The sequence below is a fragment of the Pseudomonas sp. MF6394 genome (assembly GCF_002018845.1).
Lineage (GTDB): Bacteria > Pseudomonadota > Gammaproteobacteria > Pseudomonadales > Pseudomonadaceae > Aquipseudomonas > Aquipseudomonas lactis.
The window spans coordinates 70855-87393 of the sequence record NZ_MVOJ01000006.1 but is presented as its reverse complement, the minus strand read 5'-3'; the positions used below and the strand labels follow the sequence as shown (position 1 = coordinate 87393).

Sequence of the window (16539 nt, the reverse complement as noted above, 5' to 3'; positions counted from 1 at the left end):
GGCCGCCCTCCCGGCACCTCAAAAAAATCCGCAAGTGCGTGCTGCCCTTACAGGCCGCGCGCTTTGTGGTGTCTGCGCCACAGTAGCTTTTGAGTCGTAGCGGTCAGAATTAAAAAAGTTTTGACTAGCACAGCATATCGCTTTAAACCTTTCATAAATGCGACATAGATTTGCGACATTTCGTCGCTAAATTTGTGAGCGTCTGTGTCGGTGTGTACAATGACCTCCCTTTTGCCCCCGCTAAGCCGGCGTACGTTCGGCGTGGAAGGTAACCGGTTGAATTGAAAAGAAATTTGCCTCGGTAAAAGAGGCAGCCTGGTGAGAAAGTGTCTATGAAAGCAGGTCTGTACCAACCCGATGAATTCAAGGATAACTGCGGTTTCGGCCTGATAGCCCACATGCAGGGCGAGCCCAGTCATACCCTTTTGCAAACGGCCATCGAGGCCCTGACCTGCATGACCCACCGCGGTGGGATCAACGCCGACGGCAAGACCGGTGACGGCTGTGGCTTGCTGATTCAAAAGCCCGACCAGTTCCTGCGCGCTGTCGCCCAAGAGCAATTTGCGGTCGAACTGCCCAAGCAGTACGCCGTGGGCATGGTGTTTTTCAACCAGGACCCGGTAAAGGCCCAAGCCGCTCGCGAGAACATGAACCGCGAGATCGCCGCCGCCGGCCTGCACATCGTCGGCTGGCGCAAAGTGCCCATCGACACCAGCGTGCTCGGCCGCCTGGCCCTGGAGCGCCTGCCGCAGATCGAACAAGTGTTCATCGCAGGCGATGGCCTGAGCGACCAAGACATGGCGATCAAGCTGTTCACGTCCCGTCGTCGTTCGTCGGTGCTCAACGCCGCCGACACCGACCACTACATCTGCAGCTTTTCCCACAAGACCATCATTTATAAAGGCCTGATGATGCCGGCGGACCTCACCGCCTTCTATCCAGACCTGAGCGATGAGCGCCTGCAAACCGCGATCTGCGTGTTCCACCAGCGCTTCTCCACGAACACCCTGCCGAAATGGCCGCTGGCCCAGCCATTCCGCTTCCTCGCCCACAACGGCGAGATCAACACCATCACCGGCAACCGCAACTGGGCCCAGGCTCGTCGCACCAAGTTCGCCAACGATTTGATGGACCTGGAAGAGCTCGGCCCGCTGGTCAACCGCGTGGGTTCCGACTCCTCCAGCATGGACAACATGCTCGAGCTGATGGTTACCGGCGGCATCGACCTGTTCCGTGGCGTGCGCATGATCATTCCGCCTGCGTGGCAGAACGTCGAGACCATGGACCCGGACCTGCGTGCGTTCTACGAGTACAACTCGATGCACATGGAGCCGTGGGACGGCCCGGCCGGCGTGGTCATGACCGACGGCCGCTACGCGGTGTGCCTGCTCGACCGTAACGGCCTGCGCCCGGCGCGTTGGGTGACCACCACCAACGGTTTCATCACCCTCGCTTCGGAAATCGGCGTGTGGGACTACAAGCCGGAAGACGTGATCGCCAAAGGCCGTGTCGGCCCTGGCCAGATCCTGGCCGTGGACACCGAAACCGGGCAGATCCTCGACACCGACGCCATCGACAACCGTTTGAAGTCGCGTCACCCGTACAAGCAATGGCTGCGCAAGAACGCCCTGCGCATCCAGGCGACCATGGAAGACAACGACCACGGTTCGGCTTTCTACGACGTCGACCAGCTCAAGCAATACATGAAGATGTACCAGGTCACGTTCGAAGAGCGCGACCAGGTGCTGCGCCCGCTTGGTGAGCAAGGCTACGAGGCCGTCGGCTCCATGGGCGATGACACGCCAATGGCCGTGCTGTCCCAGCGCGTGCGCACGCCGTACGACTATTTCCGCCAGCAGTTCGCCCAGGTGACCAACCCACCGATCGACCCGCTGCGTGAAGCCATCGTGATGTCCCTGGAAGTGTGCCTCGGCGCCGAGCGCAACATCTTCCAGGAATCGCCTGAGCATGCCTCGCGCGTGATCCTCAGCTCGCCGGTCGTTTCCCCGGCCAAATGGCGTTCGCTGATGACCCTGGAGCGTCCAGGCTTCGACCGCCAGATCATCGACCTGAACTACGACGAGAGCCTGGGCCTTGAAGCCGCGGTGCGTAACGTTGCTGACCAGGCTGAAGAGGCCGTGCGCGCCGGTCGTACCCAGATCGTACTGACCGACCGCCACATTGCGCCTGGCAAGTTGCCGATCCACGCGTCCCTGGCGACCGGTGCGGTGCACCACCGCTTGACCGAAAAAGGCCTGCGTTGCGACTCCAACATCCTCGTGGAAACCGCCACCGCCCGCGACCCGCATCACTTTGCGGTGCTGATCGGTTTCGGCGCCTCGGCGGTGTACCCGTTCCTCGCGTACGAAGTGCTGGGTGACCTGATCCGTACCGGTGAAGTGCTGGGCGACCTCTACGAGGTGTTCAAGAACTACCGCAAGGGCATCACCAAGGGCCTGCTGAAGATCCTGTCGAAGATGGGTATCTCCACCGTCACCTCGTACCGTGGCGCGCAGTTGTTCGAAGCCATCGGCTTGTCCGAAGAAGTCTGCGAGCTGAGTTTCCGTGGCGTACCGAGCCGCATCAAGGGTGCGCGTTTCGTCGACATCGAAGCCGAGCAGAAAGCCCTGGCGGCCGAAGCGTGGAGCGCGCGCAAGCCGATCCAGCAAGGTGGCCTGCTCAAGTTCGTGCACGGTGGCGAATACCACGCCTACAACCCGGACGTGGTCAACACCCTGCAAGCCGCTGTGCAACAGGGCGACTACGCCAAGTTCAAGGAATACACGAGCCTGGTGGATAACCGCCCGGTGTCGATGATCCGTGACCTGTTCAAGGTGAAAACCCTGGACACGCCGATGGACATCAGCCAGGTCGAGCCGCTGGAGTCGATCCTCAAGCGCTTTGACTCCGCTGGTATTTCCCTGGGCGCCTTGTCGCCGGAAGCTCACGAGGCCCTGGCCGAAGCCATGAACCGCCTGGGTGCGCGTTCCAACTCCGGCGAAGGCGGCGAAGACCCGGCGCGCTACGGCACGCTCAAAAGCTCGAAGATCAAGCAGGTGGCCACCGGCCGTTTCGGTGTGACTCCGGAGTATCTGGTCAACGCCGAAGTGCTGCAGATCAAGGTGGCCCAAGGCGCCAAGCCGGGTGAGGGCGGGCAACTGCCAGGCGGCAAAGTCAACGGCCTGATCGCCAAGCTGCGTTACGCCGTACCGGGCGTGACCCTGATTTCGCCACCGCCGCACCACGACATCTACTCGATTGAAGACTTGTCGCAGCTGATCTTCGACCTCAAACAAGTCAACCCGCAGGCCCTGGTCTCGGTGAAGCTGGTGGCAGAAGCCGGCGTCGGCACCATCGCAGCCGGTGTGGCCAAGGCCTATGCCGACCTGATCACCATCTCCGGCTACGACGGTGGCACCGGCGCTTCGCCGCTGACCTCGATCAAGTACGCTGGCGCACCCTGGGAGCTCGGCCTGGCCGAAACCCACCAGACCCTGCGCGGTAACGACCTGCGCGGCAAGGTGCGGGTACAGACCGACGGTGGCCTGAAAACCGGCCTCGACGTGATCAAGGCCGCAATCCTCGGCGCCGAGAGCTTCGGTTTCGGCACCGCGCCGATGATCGCCCTGGGCTGCAAATACCTGCGCATTTGCCACCTGAACAACTGCGCCACCGGCGTGGCGACTCAGAACGAAAAACTGCGCAAGGATCACTACATCGGCACCGTCGACATGGTGGTGAATTTCTTCACCTACGTCGCCGAAGAGACCCGTGAGTGGCTGGCCAAGCTGGGTGTACGCTCGCTGGAAGAGCTGATCGGTCGCACCGACCTGCTGGACATCCTCGAAGGCCAGACCGCCAAGCAACAGCATCTGGACCTCACGCCGCTGTTGGGCAGCGATCACATCCCGGCAGACAAGCCACAGTTCTGCCAAGTGGACCGCAACCCACCGTTCGACAAAGGCCTGCTGGCCGAGAAAATGGTCGAAATGGCCGGCTCCTCGATCAACGACGCCAGCGGTGGCGAATTTGCCCTGGATATCTGCAACTGCGACCGTTCCATCGGCGCACGCATCTCCGGCGAAATCGCGCGCAAGCACGGCAACCAGGGCATGGCGAAAGCGCCGATTACCTTCCGCTTCAAGGGCACTGCGGGCCAGAGCTTCGGCGTGTGGAACGCCGGTGGCCTGCACATGTACCTGGAAGGCGACGCCAACGACTACGTGGGCAAGGGCATGACCGGCGGCAAGCTGGTCATCGTCCCGCCGGCTGGCAGCGTGTACAAGACCCAGGACAGTGCCATCATCGGCAACACCTGCTTGTACGGCGCCACCGGTGGCAAGCTGTTTGCCGCAGGTACTGCCGGTGAGCGTTTCGCCGTGCGTAACTCCGGTGCCCACACCGTGGTGGAAGGCACTGGCGATCACTGCTGCGAGTACATGACCGGAGGCTTTGTCGCAGTACTGGGCAAGACCGGTTACAACTTCGGTTCGGGCATGACCGGCGGTTTCGCCTACGTGCTCGACCAGGACAACACCTTCGTCGACAAGGTCAACCACGAGTTGGTCGAGATCCAGCGCATCAGCGGCGAAGCCATGGAATCCTACCGGAACCACTTGCAGCACGTGCTGGACGAGTACGTCGAGGAAACCGGCAGCGAATGGGGTCGCAACCTCGCCGAAAACCTCGATGATTACCTGCGTCGTTTCTGGCTGGTCAAGCCCAAGGCTGCCAACCTGAAATCGTTGCTTTCCAGCATCCGTGCCAACCCGCAGTGATATGCGTCTGAACAGTTTGATGAGGTTTTAACATGGCTGAACGTCTGAATAACGACTTCCAGTTCATCGATGTCGGGCGCAAAGATCCGAAGAAGAAACTGTTGCGTCAACGCAAGAAAGAGTTCGTGGAGATCTACGAACCCTTCAAACCCCAACACTCGGCCGACCAGGCCCACCGCTGCCTGGGGTGCGGTAACCCGTATTGCGAATGGAAGTGCCCGGTGCACAACTTCATTCCCAACTGGCTCAAACTGGTGGCCGAGGGCAACATCCTCGCCGCCGCCGAGTTGTCGCACCAGACCAACACCCTGCCGGAAGTCTGCGGCCGGGTGTGCCCGCAAGACCGCTTGTGTGAAGGGGCCTGCACCCTCAACGACGGTTTCGGCGCGGTAACCATCGGCTCGGTGGAGAAGTACATCACCGATACGGCGTTCGCCATGGGCTGGCGCCCGGACATGTCCAAGGTCAAGCCGACTGGCAAGCGCGTCGCGATCATCGGCGCAGGCCCGGCGGGCCTTGGGTGTGCTGACGTGTTGGTGCGTGGCGGCGTGACCCCGGTGGTGTTCGACAAGAACCCGGAAATCGGTGGCCTGCTGACCTTCGGTATCCCCGAGTTCAAGCTGGAAAAAACCGTACTGAGCCACCGTCGTGAAGTGTTCACCGGCATGGGTATCGAGTTCCGCCTCAATACCGAAATCGGCAAAGACATCACCATGGAGCAACTGCTCGCCGAATACGATGCGGTGTTCATGGGCATGGGCACCTACACCTACATGAAGGGCGGCTTTGCCGGTGAGGACTTGCCGGGCGTGTATGACGCGCTCGACTTCCTGATCGCCAACGTCAACCGCAACCTGGGCTTTGAAAAGTCGCCGGAAGATTTCGTCGACATGAAGGGCAAAAAGGTCGTGGTGCTGGGCGGTGGTGACACCGCGATGGACTGCAACCGCACGTCGATCCGCCAAGGCGCCAAGTCGGTGACCTGTGCTTATCGCCGTGACGAAGCCAACATGCCCGGCTCGCGCAAAGAGGTGAAGAACGCCAAGGAAGAAGGCGTGAAATTCCTCTACAACCGCCAGCCGATCGCTATTGTCGGTGAAGACCGTGTGGAAGGTGTGAAGGTGGTCGAGACCCGTCTCGGCGAACCGGATGCCCGTGGGCGTCGCAGCCCCGAGCCGATCCCAGGTTCCGAAGAGATCATCCCGGCCGACGCCGTGGTCATCGCCTTCGGCTTCCGCCCAAGCCCGGCGCCGTGGTTTGAGCAGTTCGAAATCCAGACCGACAGCCAGGGCCGCGTTGTAGCCCCGGAACAAGGCCAGTACAAGCACCAGACCAGCAACCCGAAGATCTTCGCCGGTGGCGACATGGTGCGCGGGTCTGACCTGGTGGTCACCGCGATCTTCGAAGGCCGTAACGCCGCCGAAGGCATCCTGGACTACCTGCAAGTCTGATCCCGATCCCCAGTTGAAATGGGGATCAAAAATGTGGGAGCGGGCTTGCTCGCGAATGCGGTATATCAGTCACCAGATGTTTCGACTGGGCCACCGATTTCGCGAGCAAGCCCGCTCCCACATTTGTTTTGCGTTCTGTTCATGTCCGCGACAAATTGACCCGATAGACAAAAGGCACGGTGCATTCCGTGCCTTTTGCGTCGCGCTCTGAGAAAATGCCCGCACTTTTTTTGCGGATGCCGACATGACTGCCCTCAAGAACGACCGTTTCCTTCGTGCCCTGCTCAAGCAACCCGTAGACGTCACCCCGGTGTGGATGATGCGTCAAGCGGGTCGCTACCTGCCGGAATACCGCGCCAGTCGCGCCAATGCGGGCGATTTCATGAGCCTGTGCATGAACCCGGAGTTCGCCTGCGAAGTCACGATGCAGCCGCTGGACCGCTACCCACAACTGGACGCGGCCATCCTCTTCTCCGATATCCTCACCATCCCCGACGCCATGGGCCAAGGCCTGTACTTCGAAACCGGCGAAGGCCCGCGTTTCAAGAAGGTCGTCAGCACCCTGGCCGATATCGAAGCCCTGCCGATCCCTGATCCACACAAAGACCTGGGCTACGTGATGGACGCTGTCAGCACCATCCGCCGCGAGCTCAACGGCCGCGTGCCGCTGATCGGCTTTTCTGGCAGCCCATGGACCCTGGCCACCTACATGGTCGAAGGCGGCTCGTCGAAAGACTTCCGCAAGACCAAGGCCATGCTCTACGACAACCCGCAAGCCATGCACCTGTTGCTGGACAAGCTGGCGCAGTCGGTCACCTCCTACCTCAACGGCCAGATCATGGCGGGCGCCCAAGCGGTACAGATTTTCGACACCTGGGGCGGCAACCTGTCGGCGGCGGCGTACCAGGAATTCTCCCTGGCCTACATGCGCAAGATCGTCAGCGGCCTGATCCGTGAACACGAAGGCCGCAAGGTGCCGGTGATCATGTTCACCAAGGGCGGCGGCCTGTGGCTGGAAAGCATCGCCGACGCGGGCGCCGATGCACTGGGCCTGGACTGGACCTGTGACCTCGGCGAAGCGCGCCGTCGCGTCGGCAACCAGGTGGCCCTGCAAGGCAACATGGACCCGACCGTGCTGTACGCCAAGCCAGAAGCGATCCGTGCCGAAGTCGGGCGCATCCTGGCCAGCTACGGCAAAGGCAGTGGCCACGTGTTCAACCTTGGCCATGGCATCACCCCGGAAGTGAACCCGGAGCACGCGGGTGCGTTCTTGCGCGCAGTGCACGAACTGTCGGCGCAGTATCACGAATGACGAAAAAGCCCGGCTTGAAGCCGGGCTTTTTCATGGGTAAACACAAAACAAATGTGGGAGCGGGCTTGCCCGCGAATGCGCAGTGTCAGTCGACAAATTCGTCACTAGACCACCGCATTCGCGAGCAAGCCCGCTCCCACATAAAGCCAATCGCGTCAGGTCTGCATATTTCCCAGTGGCGGCAACTTCGCCAGCTTCAACGCCACCAGCAACGCGCCAATCAGCAGCGCGACGATAAATCCGCCAATCCCGTTCCACCCGGCAAAGTGCCAGAAGAACCCGCCCGCCGTCCCGGCAATGCTCGACCCCACGTAGTAGCAGAACAGGTACAGCGACGACGCCTGCCCCTTGGCTTTCACTGCGCGGCGGCCGATCCAGCTGCTGGCGACCGAGTGGGCGCCGAAGAAGCCGAAGGTGAACACCAGCATGCCTGGCACCACCAACCACAGCGGGGTGAACAGCGTCAGGGCCATGCCGGCGAGCATCAGCACGATGGTGGCCCACAGCACCCGACGGCGGCCGAGGCGGTCGGCCAGGGAGCCGATCTTGGCCGAGCTGTAGATGCCCGACAGGTACACCACTGACAACAGGCCCACCACCGCCTGGCTCAGCTCATAGGGTGAGGCCAGCAGGCGATAGCCGATGTAGTTGAACATCGTCACGAAGGCGCCCATCAGCAGGAAGGCTTCAAGGAACAGCCACGGTAGGCCGGCGTCCTTGAAGTGCATGACGAAGCCGTCCACCAGGCTGCGCGGCTTGAGGCTGCTGGCGCGGAAGTTGCGCGATTCGGGGAGGATCTTCCAGAACACCGTGGCTGCGATCAACGCCAGAGCGCCGATGATCAGCATTGCGGTGTGCCAGCTGACAAAATCGATCAACACGCCGATGATCAGGCGCCCGCTCATGCCGCCAATCGCGTTGCCGCCGATATACAGGCCCATGGCCAGGCCGATGTGCTGCGGGTGGATCTCTTCGCTGAGGTAGGTCATGGCCACGGCGGCGAGGCCGCTCAAGGACAGGCCCACCAGCGCGCGCATCAGCAGGATGCCCTCCCAGCTCGGCATCAAGCCGCTGGCGATGGTGGCCAGCGCCGCACAGAACAACGCGGCAACCATCACCGGCTTGCGCCCCAGCCTGTCGGAGATCGGCCCGGTGATCAGCAGGCCGCAGGCGAGCATTGCCGTCGCAACGGAAAGAATCAGGCTGCTTTGCGCGGCATTGATAGAGAACTCGTGGGACAGCGCCGGCATCATCGGCTGCACGCAATACAGCAAGGCAAACGTGGCGAAGCCGCCGGAGAACAGCGCCAGCACCGTGCGCATGAACATCGGCGTGCCCTTTTCGATGTACGCGTCGTTGAGCTGCGCCACCACCTCATCGAGGGCTGAGGGCGGGGTGTGTTGGGCAAGTGGAGCAACAGCAGGATTCACGGGGGACCTCGGGGAGGAAAGTCTGCCAGGACTGACAATACGAAAAAGAATATAGCTGGCTAATGATTCTTTCCAATATATTGTTCGACCTGTTTGATAGGTTTTACGACCTAATGAGGTGTGCATGGAATTACGTCACCTGCGGTACTTCATCGCCGTCGCTGAAGAACTGCACTTTGGCCGCGCCGCGCAGGTGTTGGGCATCTCGCAGCCGCCCCTGAGCCAGCAGATCCAGGCACTGGAGCAAGAGGTGGGGGCGCGGTTATTTGAGCGTACCAATCGTCGGGTCGAGCTGAGCGAGGCCGGGCGCTTGTTCTTGCAAGAGGCACGGCTGGTGCTGGCCCAAGTCGACAAGGCGGCAGATGTGGCGCGGCGTGCGCAGTTGGGCGAGCTGGGTGAGTTGAAGATCGGCTTCACCTCGTCTGCGCCGTTCAACGCCAGCATTCCCCAGGCGATCTTTGCCTTCCGCCAGGCATTTCCGGCAGTGCATCTGAACCTGCAAGAAATGAGCAGCACCCAAGTGGCCGAGTCGCTGGTGGATGAGTCGATTCAGGTGGGGCTGATGCGGCCTTTGCCCTTGCCCGACTCACTGAACGTGATCGAGTTGATGCGCGAGCCATTAGTCGCGGTACTGAGCGCCGGCCATCCTTTGGCCCAAGGCAGCGAGCGCGGCTTGCACCTGGAGCAATTGGCCGAGGAGCCTTTTGTGTTCTTCCCGCGCAGTTACGGCAGCGGCCTGTACGCACAATTGCTCAACCTGGCCCGCGATGCCGGGTTCAGCCCGCACTTTGCCCAAGAGGCAGGGGAAGCAATGACCATCATTGGGCTGGTGGCGGCGGGGTTGGGGGTGTCGGTGCTGCCGGCGTCCTACCAACGCATCCGCATTGATGGCGTGGTCTATCGCACCTTGCTCGACCCGCAGGCGGTGACGGCGGTGTGGCTGGTGCAGCGCAAGGGCGCGCAAACACCGATGGCGAAGGGGTTTGTGGAGTTGTTGACGCGTAAGGCCGCTCAATAACCTGTGGCGAGGGAGCAAGCTCCCTCGCCACAAGGGGGTCAGTTTTGGGGTGAAGTATTTGCTTGATTCACGCTGTAAGTACGCAACCCCGCCAAAATATCCCGATCCAGCATGCTCACCCAACGGTTGTAGTTGCGATGGATCTTGCCGTCCTTGTAGCCCAGGTCGCGGCTGTCGCGGTAGGTGATGGCGTAGCTGTTGCGGGTGTAGCGGATGTCGATGGCGGCGAAGAACTGGCCGCGTACGGTGATCTCGGCCTGCACCAGTCGCGGGCTCAGGCGTTGTACCGTCCACTCGCGTTTTTGCAGGGCGGCGACGATCACCTGTTTCATTTTTTCCTCGCTGACCAAGCTCGTGGCCGGCAACTCGTGCTGGGTGTTGAGCACCGGTTTGCTGGTGCAGCCAGCCGTGGTCAGCAGGGCCAGGGTGATCAGGGTAGCGCGTAGCAGGGAAGACATTCCGTTTTCTCCAGTCGATTAAAAAGTCAGCTCCAGCGGCGGAAGATCAACGAGGTGTTGACGCCGCCGAAGGCAAAGTTGTTGTTCATCACGTAGTCGTTGTGCATCTGGCGAAAGCCACCTTGCAGGTAGTCCAGCTCGCCGCATTGCGGGTCGACCGCGTCCAGGTTGAAGGTATGCACGTACTGGTCGCGGTTCATCATCTCGATGCTGAACCACGACTCCAACGCCCCGCACGCACCCAGGGTGTGCCCCAGGAAACTCTTCTGCGAACTGATCGGCATGCGGCTGCCAAACAGGCTGCTGGTGGCCAGGGTTTCGGCGATGTCGCCCTGATCGGTAGCCGTGCCATGGCCGTTCACGTAGCCGATGGCGGACGGTTCAAGACCTGCGTCTTCCAGGGCCAGCTCCATGGCGCGGCGCATGGTTTTCTGTTCCGGGCGGGTGGTGTGCTGGCCGTCGGCGTTGCTGCCGAAGCCAACCAGTTCAGCGTGAATATGCGCGCCTCGCGCCAACGCGTGCTCCAACTCTTCGAGCACCAACATGCCGCCACCTTCACCGATCACCAGGCCATCGCGGCCGCTGTCGTAGGGGCGCGGGCTGGTTTGCGGCGCATCGTTTTTCAGGCTGGTGGCGTACAACGCATCGAACACCATGGCTTCGGTGGGGCACAGCTCTTCCGCGCCGCCTGCGAGCATCAACGGCAGGCGCCCGAACTTGATCGCCTCATAGGCGTAGCCAATGCCCTGGCTGCCGCTGGTGCAGGCGCTGGAGGTGGGAATCAGCCGGCCCGTGAGGCCAAAGAAGATGCTGATATTCGCTGCCGTGGTGTGGGGCATCATGCGCACATAGGAGTTGGCATTGAGCCCCTCGGCCACCGAGTTGAGCAGCATATTGCCGAACGCCTTGATCTCATCGGTGCTGCCGGTGGACGAACCACAGGCCACGCCCATGCGCCCGTCCTTGATCGACTCGTCACCCAGCAGGCCGGCGTCCCGCAAGGCCTGCTCCGCCGCCCACACGGCCAGGCGCGAGACGCGGCCCATGCTGCGCAGCTGCTTGCGCGTCCAGTGAGCGGGCACGACGAAATCGTCGATAGGGCCGGCCAGGCGCGTATTCAATTCGGTGAAACGGTCCCACTCATCCATGCGCCGGATGCCGCTGCGGTTGGCGCGAAAGTTGGCGGCGATGGTGTCCCAGTCGCTGCCCAGGGAGGTCACGCCGGCCATGCCGGTAACGACAACGCGCTTCATCAGCACAGGCCCCCGTTCACGGCCAGCACCTGGCGCGTGATATAGCCGGCTTCGGCGGACATCAGGAAATTCACTGCGCCAGCGACTTCTTCCGGCGTGCCCATGCGTTGGGCCGGGATCATTTTCATCAGTTCTTCTACCGGCACGTTTTCATCCAGCATCGCGGTGTCGATCAGGCCCGGCGCCACGCAGTTGACGGTGATCTTGCGCTTGCCCAGCTCGATGGCCAGCGCCTTGGCTGCGCCGATCAAGCCGGCTTTGGACGCGCTGTAGTTGACCTGGCCGCGGTTGCCGATCAAGCCGGACACCGAGGTGATGCACACGATACGCCCGGCGGCGCGGCGCCGAATCATCGGCATCATCACCGGGTGCAGCACGTTGTAGAAACCATCCAGGTTGGTGCGCATCACCACATCCCAATCGTCTTCCGACAGAGCAGGAAAGGCGCCGTCGCGGGTCAGGCCGGCATTGAGCACCACACCGTAATAGGCGCCATGCTGCTCCACATCGGCCTCAAGGATCTCTTTGCACGCAGCGCGATCCGCCACGTCGAACTGCAGCACCCGCGCCTTGCGCCCCAGGGCTTGGACCTCGAGCTGTACCGCGTCGGCTTCGGCACGGCCGCTGCGGCAATGCAGCACGATGTCATGGCCGGCCTGGGCCAGGCGCAGGGCAATGGCGCGGCCGATGCCACGGCTGGAGCCGGTGACCAGTACGGATTCAGTCATGGCGTTTCGTCCTTCGATTCAGCTAAATAGTTGGCCGCCTGGGGCGGTCGAAATACGTTCAAGCGCGCGCTGGCCTGGATGCCTTCGCCGGTGAGGTGGCATTCGAACACACCCATGCCGTTGTCGTCTTCCAGGGAGCGCAGGCCGTGGATGTTCAGTTCGGCGCCGGCCGCAAAGTGCTCCACGTTGCACTCGAACTTACGCGTGCCCAACAGGAAACCCAGCTCCACGGCCTTGCCTTGCTGGCGTGCATGGCAACCGGCATAGGCGGCGACGCTTTGCGCCATCAGCTCGATGCCGACCCAGGCCGGCAGGCTGCCGTCCGCACGGTTGAACAGGCCACCGGGCTTGACGGTGACGCGGGTGTGGATCTGCTCTTCATCGAACGACAGCACCTGGTCGATCAGGATCATGTCGCCCGCATGGGGCAGCAGTTCGGCAAGTGGCCAATCGATCATGGGGCCTCTGCGATTATCAGGCTGACATTGTTACCGCCGAAGGCAAACGAGTTGCTCATCAGGCAGGGCTTTTTCAGGGTATCGCCGCTGCGCACCCATTGCAGCGCGGGCAGCGCCGGGTCGGGGTGCCCGTCCCATACGTGGGGTGGCAGCAGGCGATGGGTCAGGCTCAGCCAGCAGAACGCGGCTTCCAGGGCCCCGGCCGCGCCGAGGGTGTGGCCGGTCATGGGCTTGGTCGATGAGCAAGCGACGCCGCCGGGAAACAGACTGGCGACGGCCAGGCTTTCCATGGCGTCGTTGTGTTGGGTCGCGGTGCCGTGCAGGTTCAGGTAGCCGATCTGCTCGGACGAAAGTTTTGCACTGGCCAGGGCCTTGCGCATGGCCAGCACCGCGCCCTTGCCGCTGGGCTCGGGCGCGGAGATATGGTGTGCGTCGCAACTGGCACCGCTGCCCAGCAGGGCAACCGGTGCCGGTTCTCGGCTCATCAGGAACAGCACCGCCGCTTCACCGATATTGATGCCGTTGCGGTTCACCGAGAACGGATTGCAGCGCTCGGCAGACACCGCCTCCAGCGCGGTAAACCCGTTCAGCGTCAGCTTGCACAGGCTGTCCACGCCGCCGCAGATCACCGCATCGCACACCCCCAGGTCCAACAGGCGCTGGGCACTCATCAACGCACGGGCGCTGGAGGTGCAGGCGGTGGAAATCACATAGGCCGGGCCGCTCACGTTCAGCCAGTCGGCGAGGAAGTTGGCCGGGGCGCTGAGTTCCTGTTGCTGGTAATCGTAGTCCGCGGGGAACTGCGTGTTTTGCAGGTAATGGGCAATGCCACGGCTGGCTTCGTCGATACCCGAGGTGCTGGTGCCGAGCACAACCCCGACCCGACCAGGACCGTAGGCTTGAATCGCCTGACGGATCTGATCTTCAATCTGCAACGCCGCTTCCAGCAGCAGCTGGTTATTGCGACTGCTTTGCTGGGCCAGTTCCGAGGGCAGGCTCGCCAGTTCACCGTGTACGGCGGCCACCGGCACTGCGCGCTCCGGCACCCAGCCGCTTTCGGCGCGCATGCCCGAACAGTCGCCGGCAAACAGGTTGCGGCTGACTTGCGCCTGGCCACGGCCAAGGGCGCAGATCACGCCTAGGGCATTGAGGTAGGCCGTCATCGGCTCACACCCAGCGGGCTGATGCGATAACTCAATGGCGGGTCGGCCATGTTCACGCTGAACACCTCGGAAGACTGATAGACGATCTGCCAGTGGCCCGGCAGCGTGCGCGTCAGGTCCATGGCCTGGGCCGTGGGATACAACGCCGGTACGTCACCGGGCGCGGTGAGGGCAAACAGCAGCGCGGCAAACAGCGTGCGCGACTGGGGGTTGGGCGGCAGCAAGCCGTCTGCCTGCCACTGCCCATCGAGGCGTTTTTGCCGGGCCAGGGGAATGCCCAGCGGGTCCATCATCGACCAGCGAAGCGCTTGGCCTTCGCGCTGGATCACCAGCAGCCAGTCCTGGCTCTGGCCGTCCGCCAGGCGCTGCACATGCAGTTGCATCGGCAAGGCCAGGGCCGGGATTGTTTCCGGCAACGGTGCCTGGCTGGCGCAGGCGCCGAGCAGCAGCAGGCAACTTATCAACAGCAGGCGCATCATGGGGCCGCATTCTCCACAGGTTTACGCGCTACGCAGTTGACCAGGGTTTCCTCGCGCTGGCCCACCGGCGGCGCCTTGCGCAGGCCCCAGCGCTCCAGCAGGCCGAAGTCACTGGAGCGGCTCCACCACAAGTAAGGGTACGAAATGTTCTGTGCGCCGAACTCAAAGCCCTGCTCGCGCAGCATCTGCAAGTACTCTTCGGCGCTCTTTTGCACATGCATCGGGTGGCGGAACAACCAGCGAATCACCCAGGTGTCGATGTAGGCTTCGGTGGATTCGGCAAACAGCAGATAGCCGCCCGGCTTGAGCACCCGATAGAACTCCTTGAGTGCGCGATGTTGCTCCACCAGATGGTGGAAGGTCTGGTGGCAGAACAGGATATCGACACTGGCATCCGGCACGTTGAGGTTCGCGCAGTCGCTGCCGATCAGCTCGACGTCCAGCCCCAGGCGCGCGGCTTCTTCGCGGCTCAGTGCCAGGCTGTGGGGGTCGGCATCCAGGCCGATCAGGCGCGAAGGTGCAAACACCTGATGCAGTAACTGGAAGGATTTGCCCTGGCCGCAACCGGCATCCAACAACACCGGCGCCACCGGTAGCGGCTCGCTGAACAGGCTGCGCAGGTCATTGATCGCCACGCGCAACACGTGATGCTGCCAGGTATGGCTGCGCAGGAACCAGAAACCGAACTTGGTTTCTTCGACGTAGTTTTGACTCAGGTAGTTTTTTTCAACGCCTGGGCTGCTCATACCGGCTCACTCGCACAAATTTCCGACAACATCCGCAAGCGCCGCTTGGGCTCGCTGACAAATGGGTTGCGCTCATCCCAGGCGTAACCGGCCAGGATCGAGCTGATCATGCGGCGAATCTCCGGTGAACTGCCAGGATGGAAAATCACGTCCTGGAACGTGCCCGCATACCAGCCTTCGACGTAGCAACGGAAGGTATCGACACCGCGTTTGAGCGGTTCGGCAAATTCGGTTTGCCAGTCCACCGTTTCGCCGCTCAATTGGCGGTGCAGCACCCCTGCGGCCATGCTCGCTGAGCGCATGGCAATGGTCACGCCGGAGGAGAACACCGGGTCGAGGAATTCTGCCGCATTGCCCAGCAGCGCAAAGCCTGGGCCGTGCAGGGTTTTGACGTTGGCCGAGTAGCCGCCGATGGTGCGCGCCGGGGTGTCCCACACGGTATTTTGCAGCACGCCGGACAGGCTTGGGGTTTGCTCGATAAAGCCGCGCAGGCAGGCGTCGAGGTCGCTGCCCGTGGCCTCAAAATGCTCCTTGGCCGCGACCACGCCCACCGAGCAGCGGCCGTTACTGAACGGGATGGTCCAGAACCAGATGTCGCGCTTGGTCGGGTGAGTGGTCACCAGGATTTTGCTGCGGTCAAAGCCTGGGTGTTCGATACGGTCTTCGACGTGGGTGAACACGGCCTGGCGCAGCGGGAAATTCGACGGTGCTTCCAGGTCCAGCAGGCGTGGCAACACGCGGCCATAGCCGCTGGCATCGAGCACGAACCTGGCCTTGAGGTGGTACTCGCTGCCATTCTCGCGGCGCACATGCAGGTACCGGCTCTCGGCAGAAAAATCCACGCCGACGATGGTTTGGCCATAGCGGATTTCCACGCCTTGCAACGCGGCCTGGTCGGCCAGCAACTTGTCGAACTCGCCGCGCTGCACCTGGAAGGTGGTGGGCTTGCCGTTGCTGAAGGTGTCGCTGAAATCAAAAGCACTATAGCGCTCGCCCCAGGCGAAGGCCGCGCCGGTTTTGACCTGGAAGCCTGCCGCTTGCACAGCGTCGAGCATGCCGGCTTCTTCGATAAAATCGATGCAGTGTGACAGCAGGCTTTCGCCAATCGAGAAGCGCGGGAAATGCTCGCGCTCGATGATCAATACATCATGCCCTTTGCGCTTTAACAGCGCGGCCGCGATGGCACCGGAAGGCCCGGCACCGATCACCACCACCTGGCGACGTTCCATTTCAACTGTGGGCACGAGGGCTCCTTGCCGCATGGG

General features: G+C 62.2%; 13 protein-coding genes. 4 read left to right on the top strand and 9 right to left on the bottom strand.

Annotation, left to right across the window (positions count from 1 at the left end; translation table 11 throughout):
• Positions 1-332: 332 nt before the first annotated feature.
• From gltB to hemE, 3 genes are all read left to right on the top strand, one after another.
• Positions 333-4778: a glutamate synthase large subunit gene (gltB, locus tag MF6394_RS08815; RefSeq protein ID WP_078466520.1), complete on the top strand. Its 4446-nt coding sequence runs from the start codon at positions 333-335 to the stop codon at positions 4776-4778.
• A 32-nt stretch (positions 4779-4810) separates the two neighbouring features.
• Positions 4811-6229: an FAD-dependent oxidoreductase gene (locus MF6394_RS08810; protein WP_003187920.1), complete on the top strand. Its 1419-nt coding sequence runs from the start codon at positions 4811-4813 to the stop codon at positions 6227-6229.
• A 244-nt stretch (positions 6230-6473) separates the two neighbouring features.
• Complete coding sequence (gene hemE, locus MF6394_RS08805) at positions 6474-7541, top strand: uroporphyrinogen decarboxylase (RefSeq protein ID WP_003187922.1); 1068 nt, start codon at positions 6474-6476, stop codon at positions 7539-7541.
• 155 nt (positions 7542-7696) lie between these two features.
• Here the strand turns inward: hemE and MF6394_RS08800 are convergent, their stop codons facing one another.
• On the bottom strand, positions 7697-8914 hold the full coding sequence (locus MF6394_RS08800) for an MFS transporter (protein ID WP_372870583.1): 1218 nt from the start codon (positions 8912-8914) through the stop codon (positions 7697-7699).
• 181 nt (positions 8915-9095) lie between these two features.
• Here MF6394_RS08800 and MF6394_RS08795 point away from each other — a divergent pair, with 181 nt between their 5' ends.
• Entirely contained in the window at positions 9096-9989 is an 894-nt protein-coding gene (locus MF6394_RS08795) for a LysR family transcriptional regulator (protein WP_078466519.1), read from the top strand.
• A gap of 38 nt (positions 9990-10027) precedes the next feature.
• Here the strand turns inward: MF6394_RS08795 and MF6394_RS08790 are convergent, their stop codons facing one another.
• Genes MF6394_RS08790 through MF6394_RS08755 form a run of 8 tightly spaced genes read right to left on the bottom strand, consistent with a single transcriptional unit; the run spans position 10028 to position 16518 of the window.
• Positions 10028-10447 (bottom strand): hypothetical protein, encoded by a 420-nt coding sequence (locus tag MF6394_RS08790; RefSeq protein ID WP_078466518.1) that lies wholly within the window; start codon positions 10445-10447, stop codon positions 10028-10030.
• Between the two features lie 26 nt (positions 10448-10473).
• Positions 10474-11700, bottom strand: a complete 1227-nt coding sequence (locus MF6394_RS08785; RefSeq protein WP_078466517.1) for a beta-ketoacyl-ACP synthase — start codon at positions 11698-11700, stop codon at positions 10474-10476.
• Positions 11700-12428: a 3-oxoacyl-ACP reductase FabG gene (gene fabG / locus MF6394_RS08780; protein WP_032893932.1), complete on the bottom strand. Its 729-nt coding sequence runs from the start codon at positions 12426-12428 to the stop codon at positions 11700-11702. The genes MF6394_RS08785 and fabG overlap by 1 nt, the downstream gene beginning before the upstream one ends.
• A complete protein-coding gene (locus tag MF6394_RS08775; RefSeq protein WP_078466516.1) occupies positions 12425-12886 on the bottom strand; it encodes a hotdog family protein in 462 nt (153 codons plus the stop codon). Before MF6394_RS08775 ends, fabG begins: the two co-directional genes overlap by 4 nt.
• The gene (locus MF6394_RS08770; RefSeq protein WP_078466515.1) at positions 12883-14049 is read right to left on the bottom strand and encodes a beta-ketoacyl-[acyl-carrier-protein] synthase family protein; all 1167 of its coding nucleotides are present in this window, start codon (positions 14047-14049) and stop codon (positions 12883-12885) included. The genes MF6394_RS08775 and MF6394_RS08770 overlap by 4 nt, the downstream gene beginning before the upstream one ends.
• On the bottom strand, positions 14046-14528 hold the full coding sequence (locus MF6394_RS08765; protein WP_078466514.1) for a hypothetical protein: 483 nt from the start codon (positions 14526-14528) through the stop codon (positions 14046-14048). Before MF6394_RS08765 ends, MF6394_RS08770 begins: the two co-directional genes overlap by 4 nt.
• Positions 14525-15274, bottom strand: a complete 750-nt coding sequence (locus MF6394_RS08760; protein WP_078466513.1) for a class I SAM-dependent methyltransferase — start codon at positions 15272-15274, stop codon at positions 14525-14527. The genes MF6394_RS08765 and MF6394_RS08760 overlap by 4 nt, the downstream gene beginning before the upstream one ends.
• On the bottom strand, positions 15271-16518 hold the full coding sequence (locus MF6394_RS08755) for an NAD(P)/FAD-dependent oxidoreductase (protein WP_078466512.1): 1248 nt from the start codon (positions 16516-16518) through the stop codon (positions 15271-15273). Before MF6394_RS08755 ends, MF6394_RS08760 begins: the two co-directional genes overlap by 4 nt.
• Positions 16519-16539: the final 21 nt, after the last annotated feature.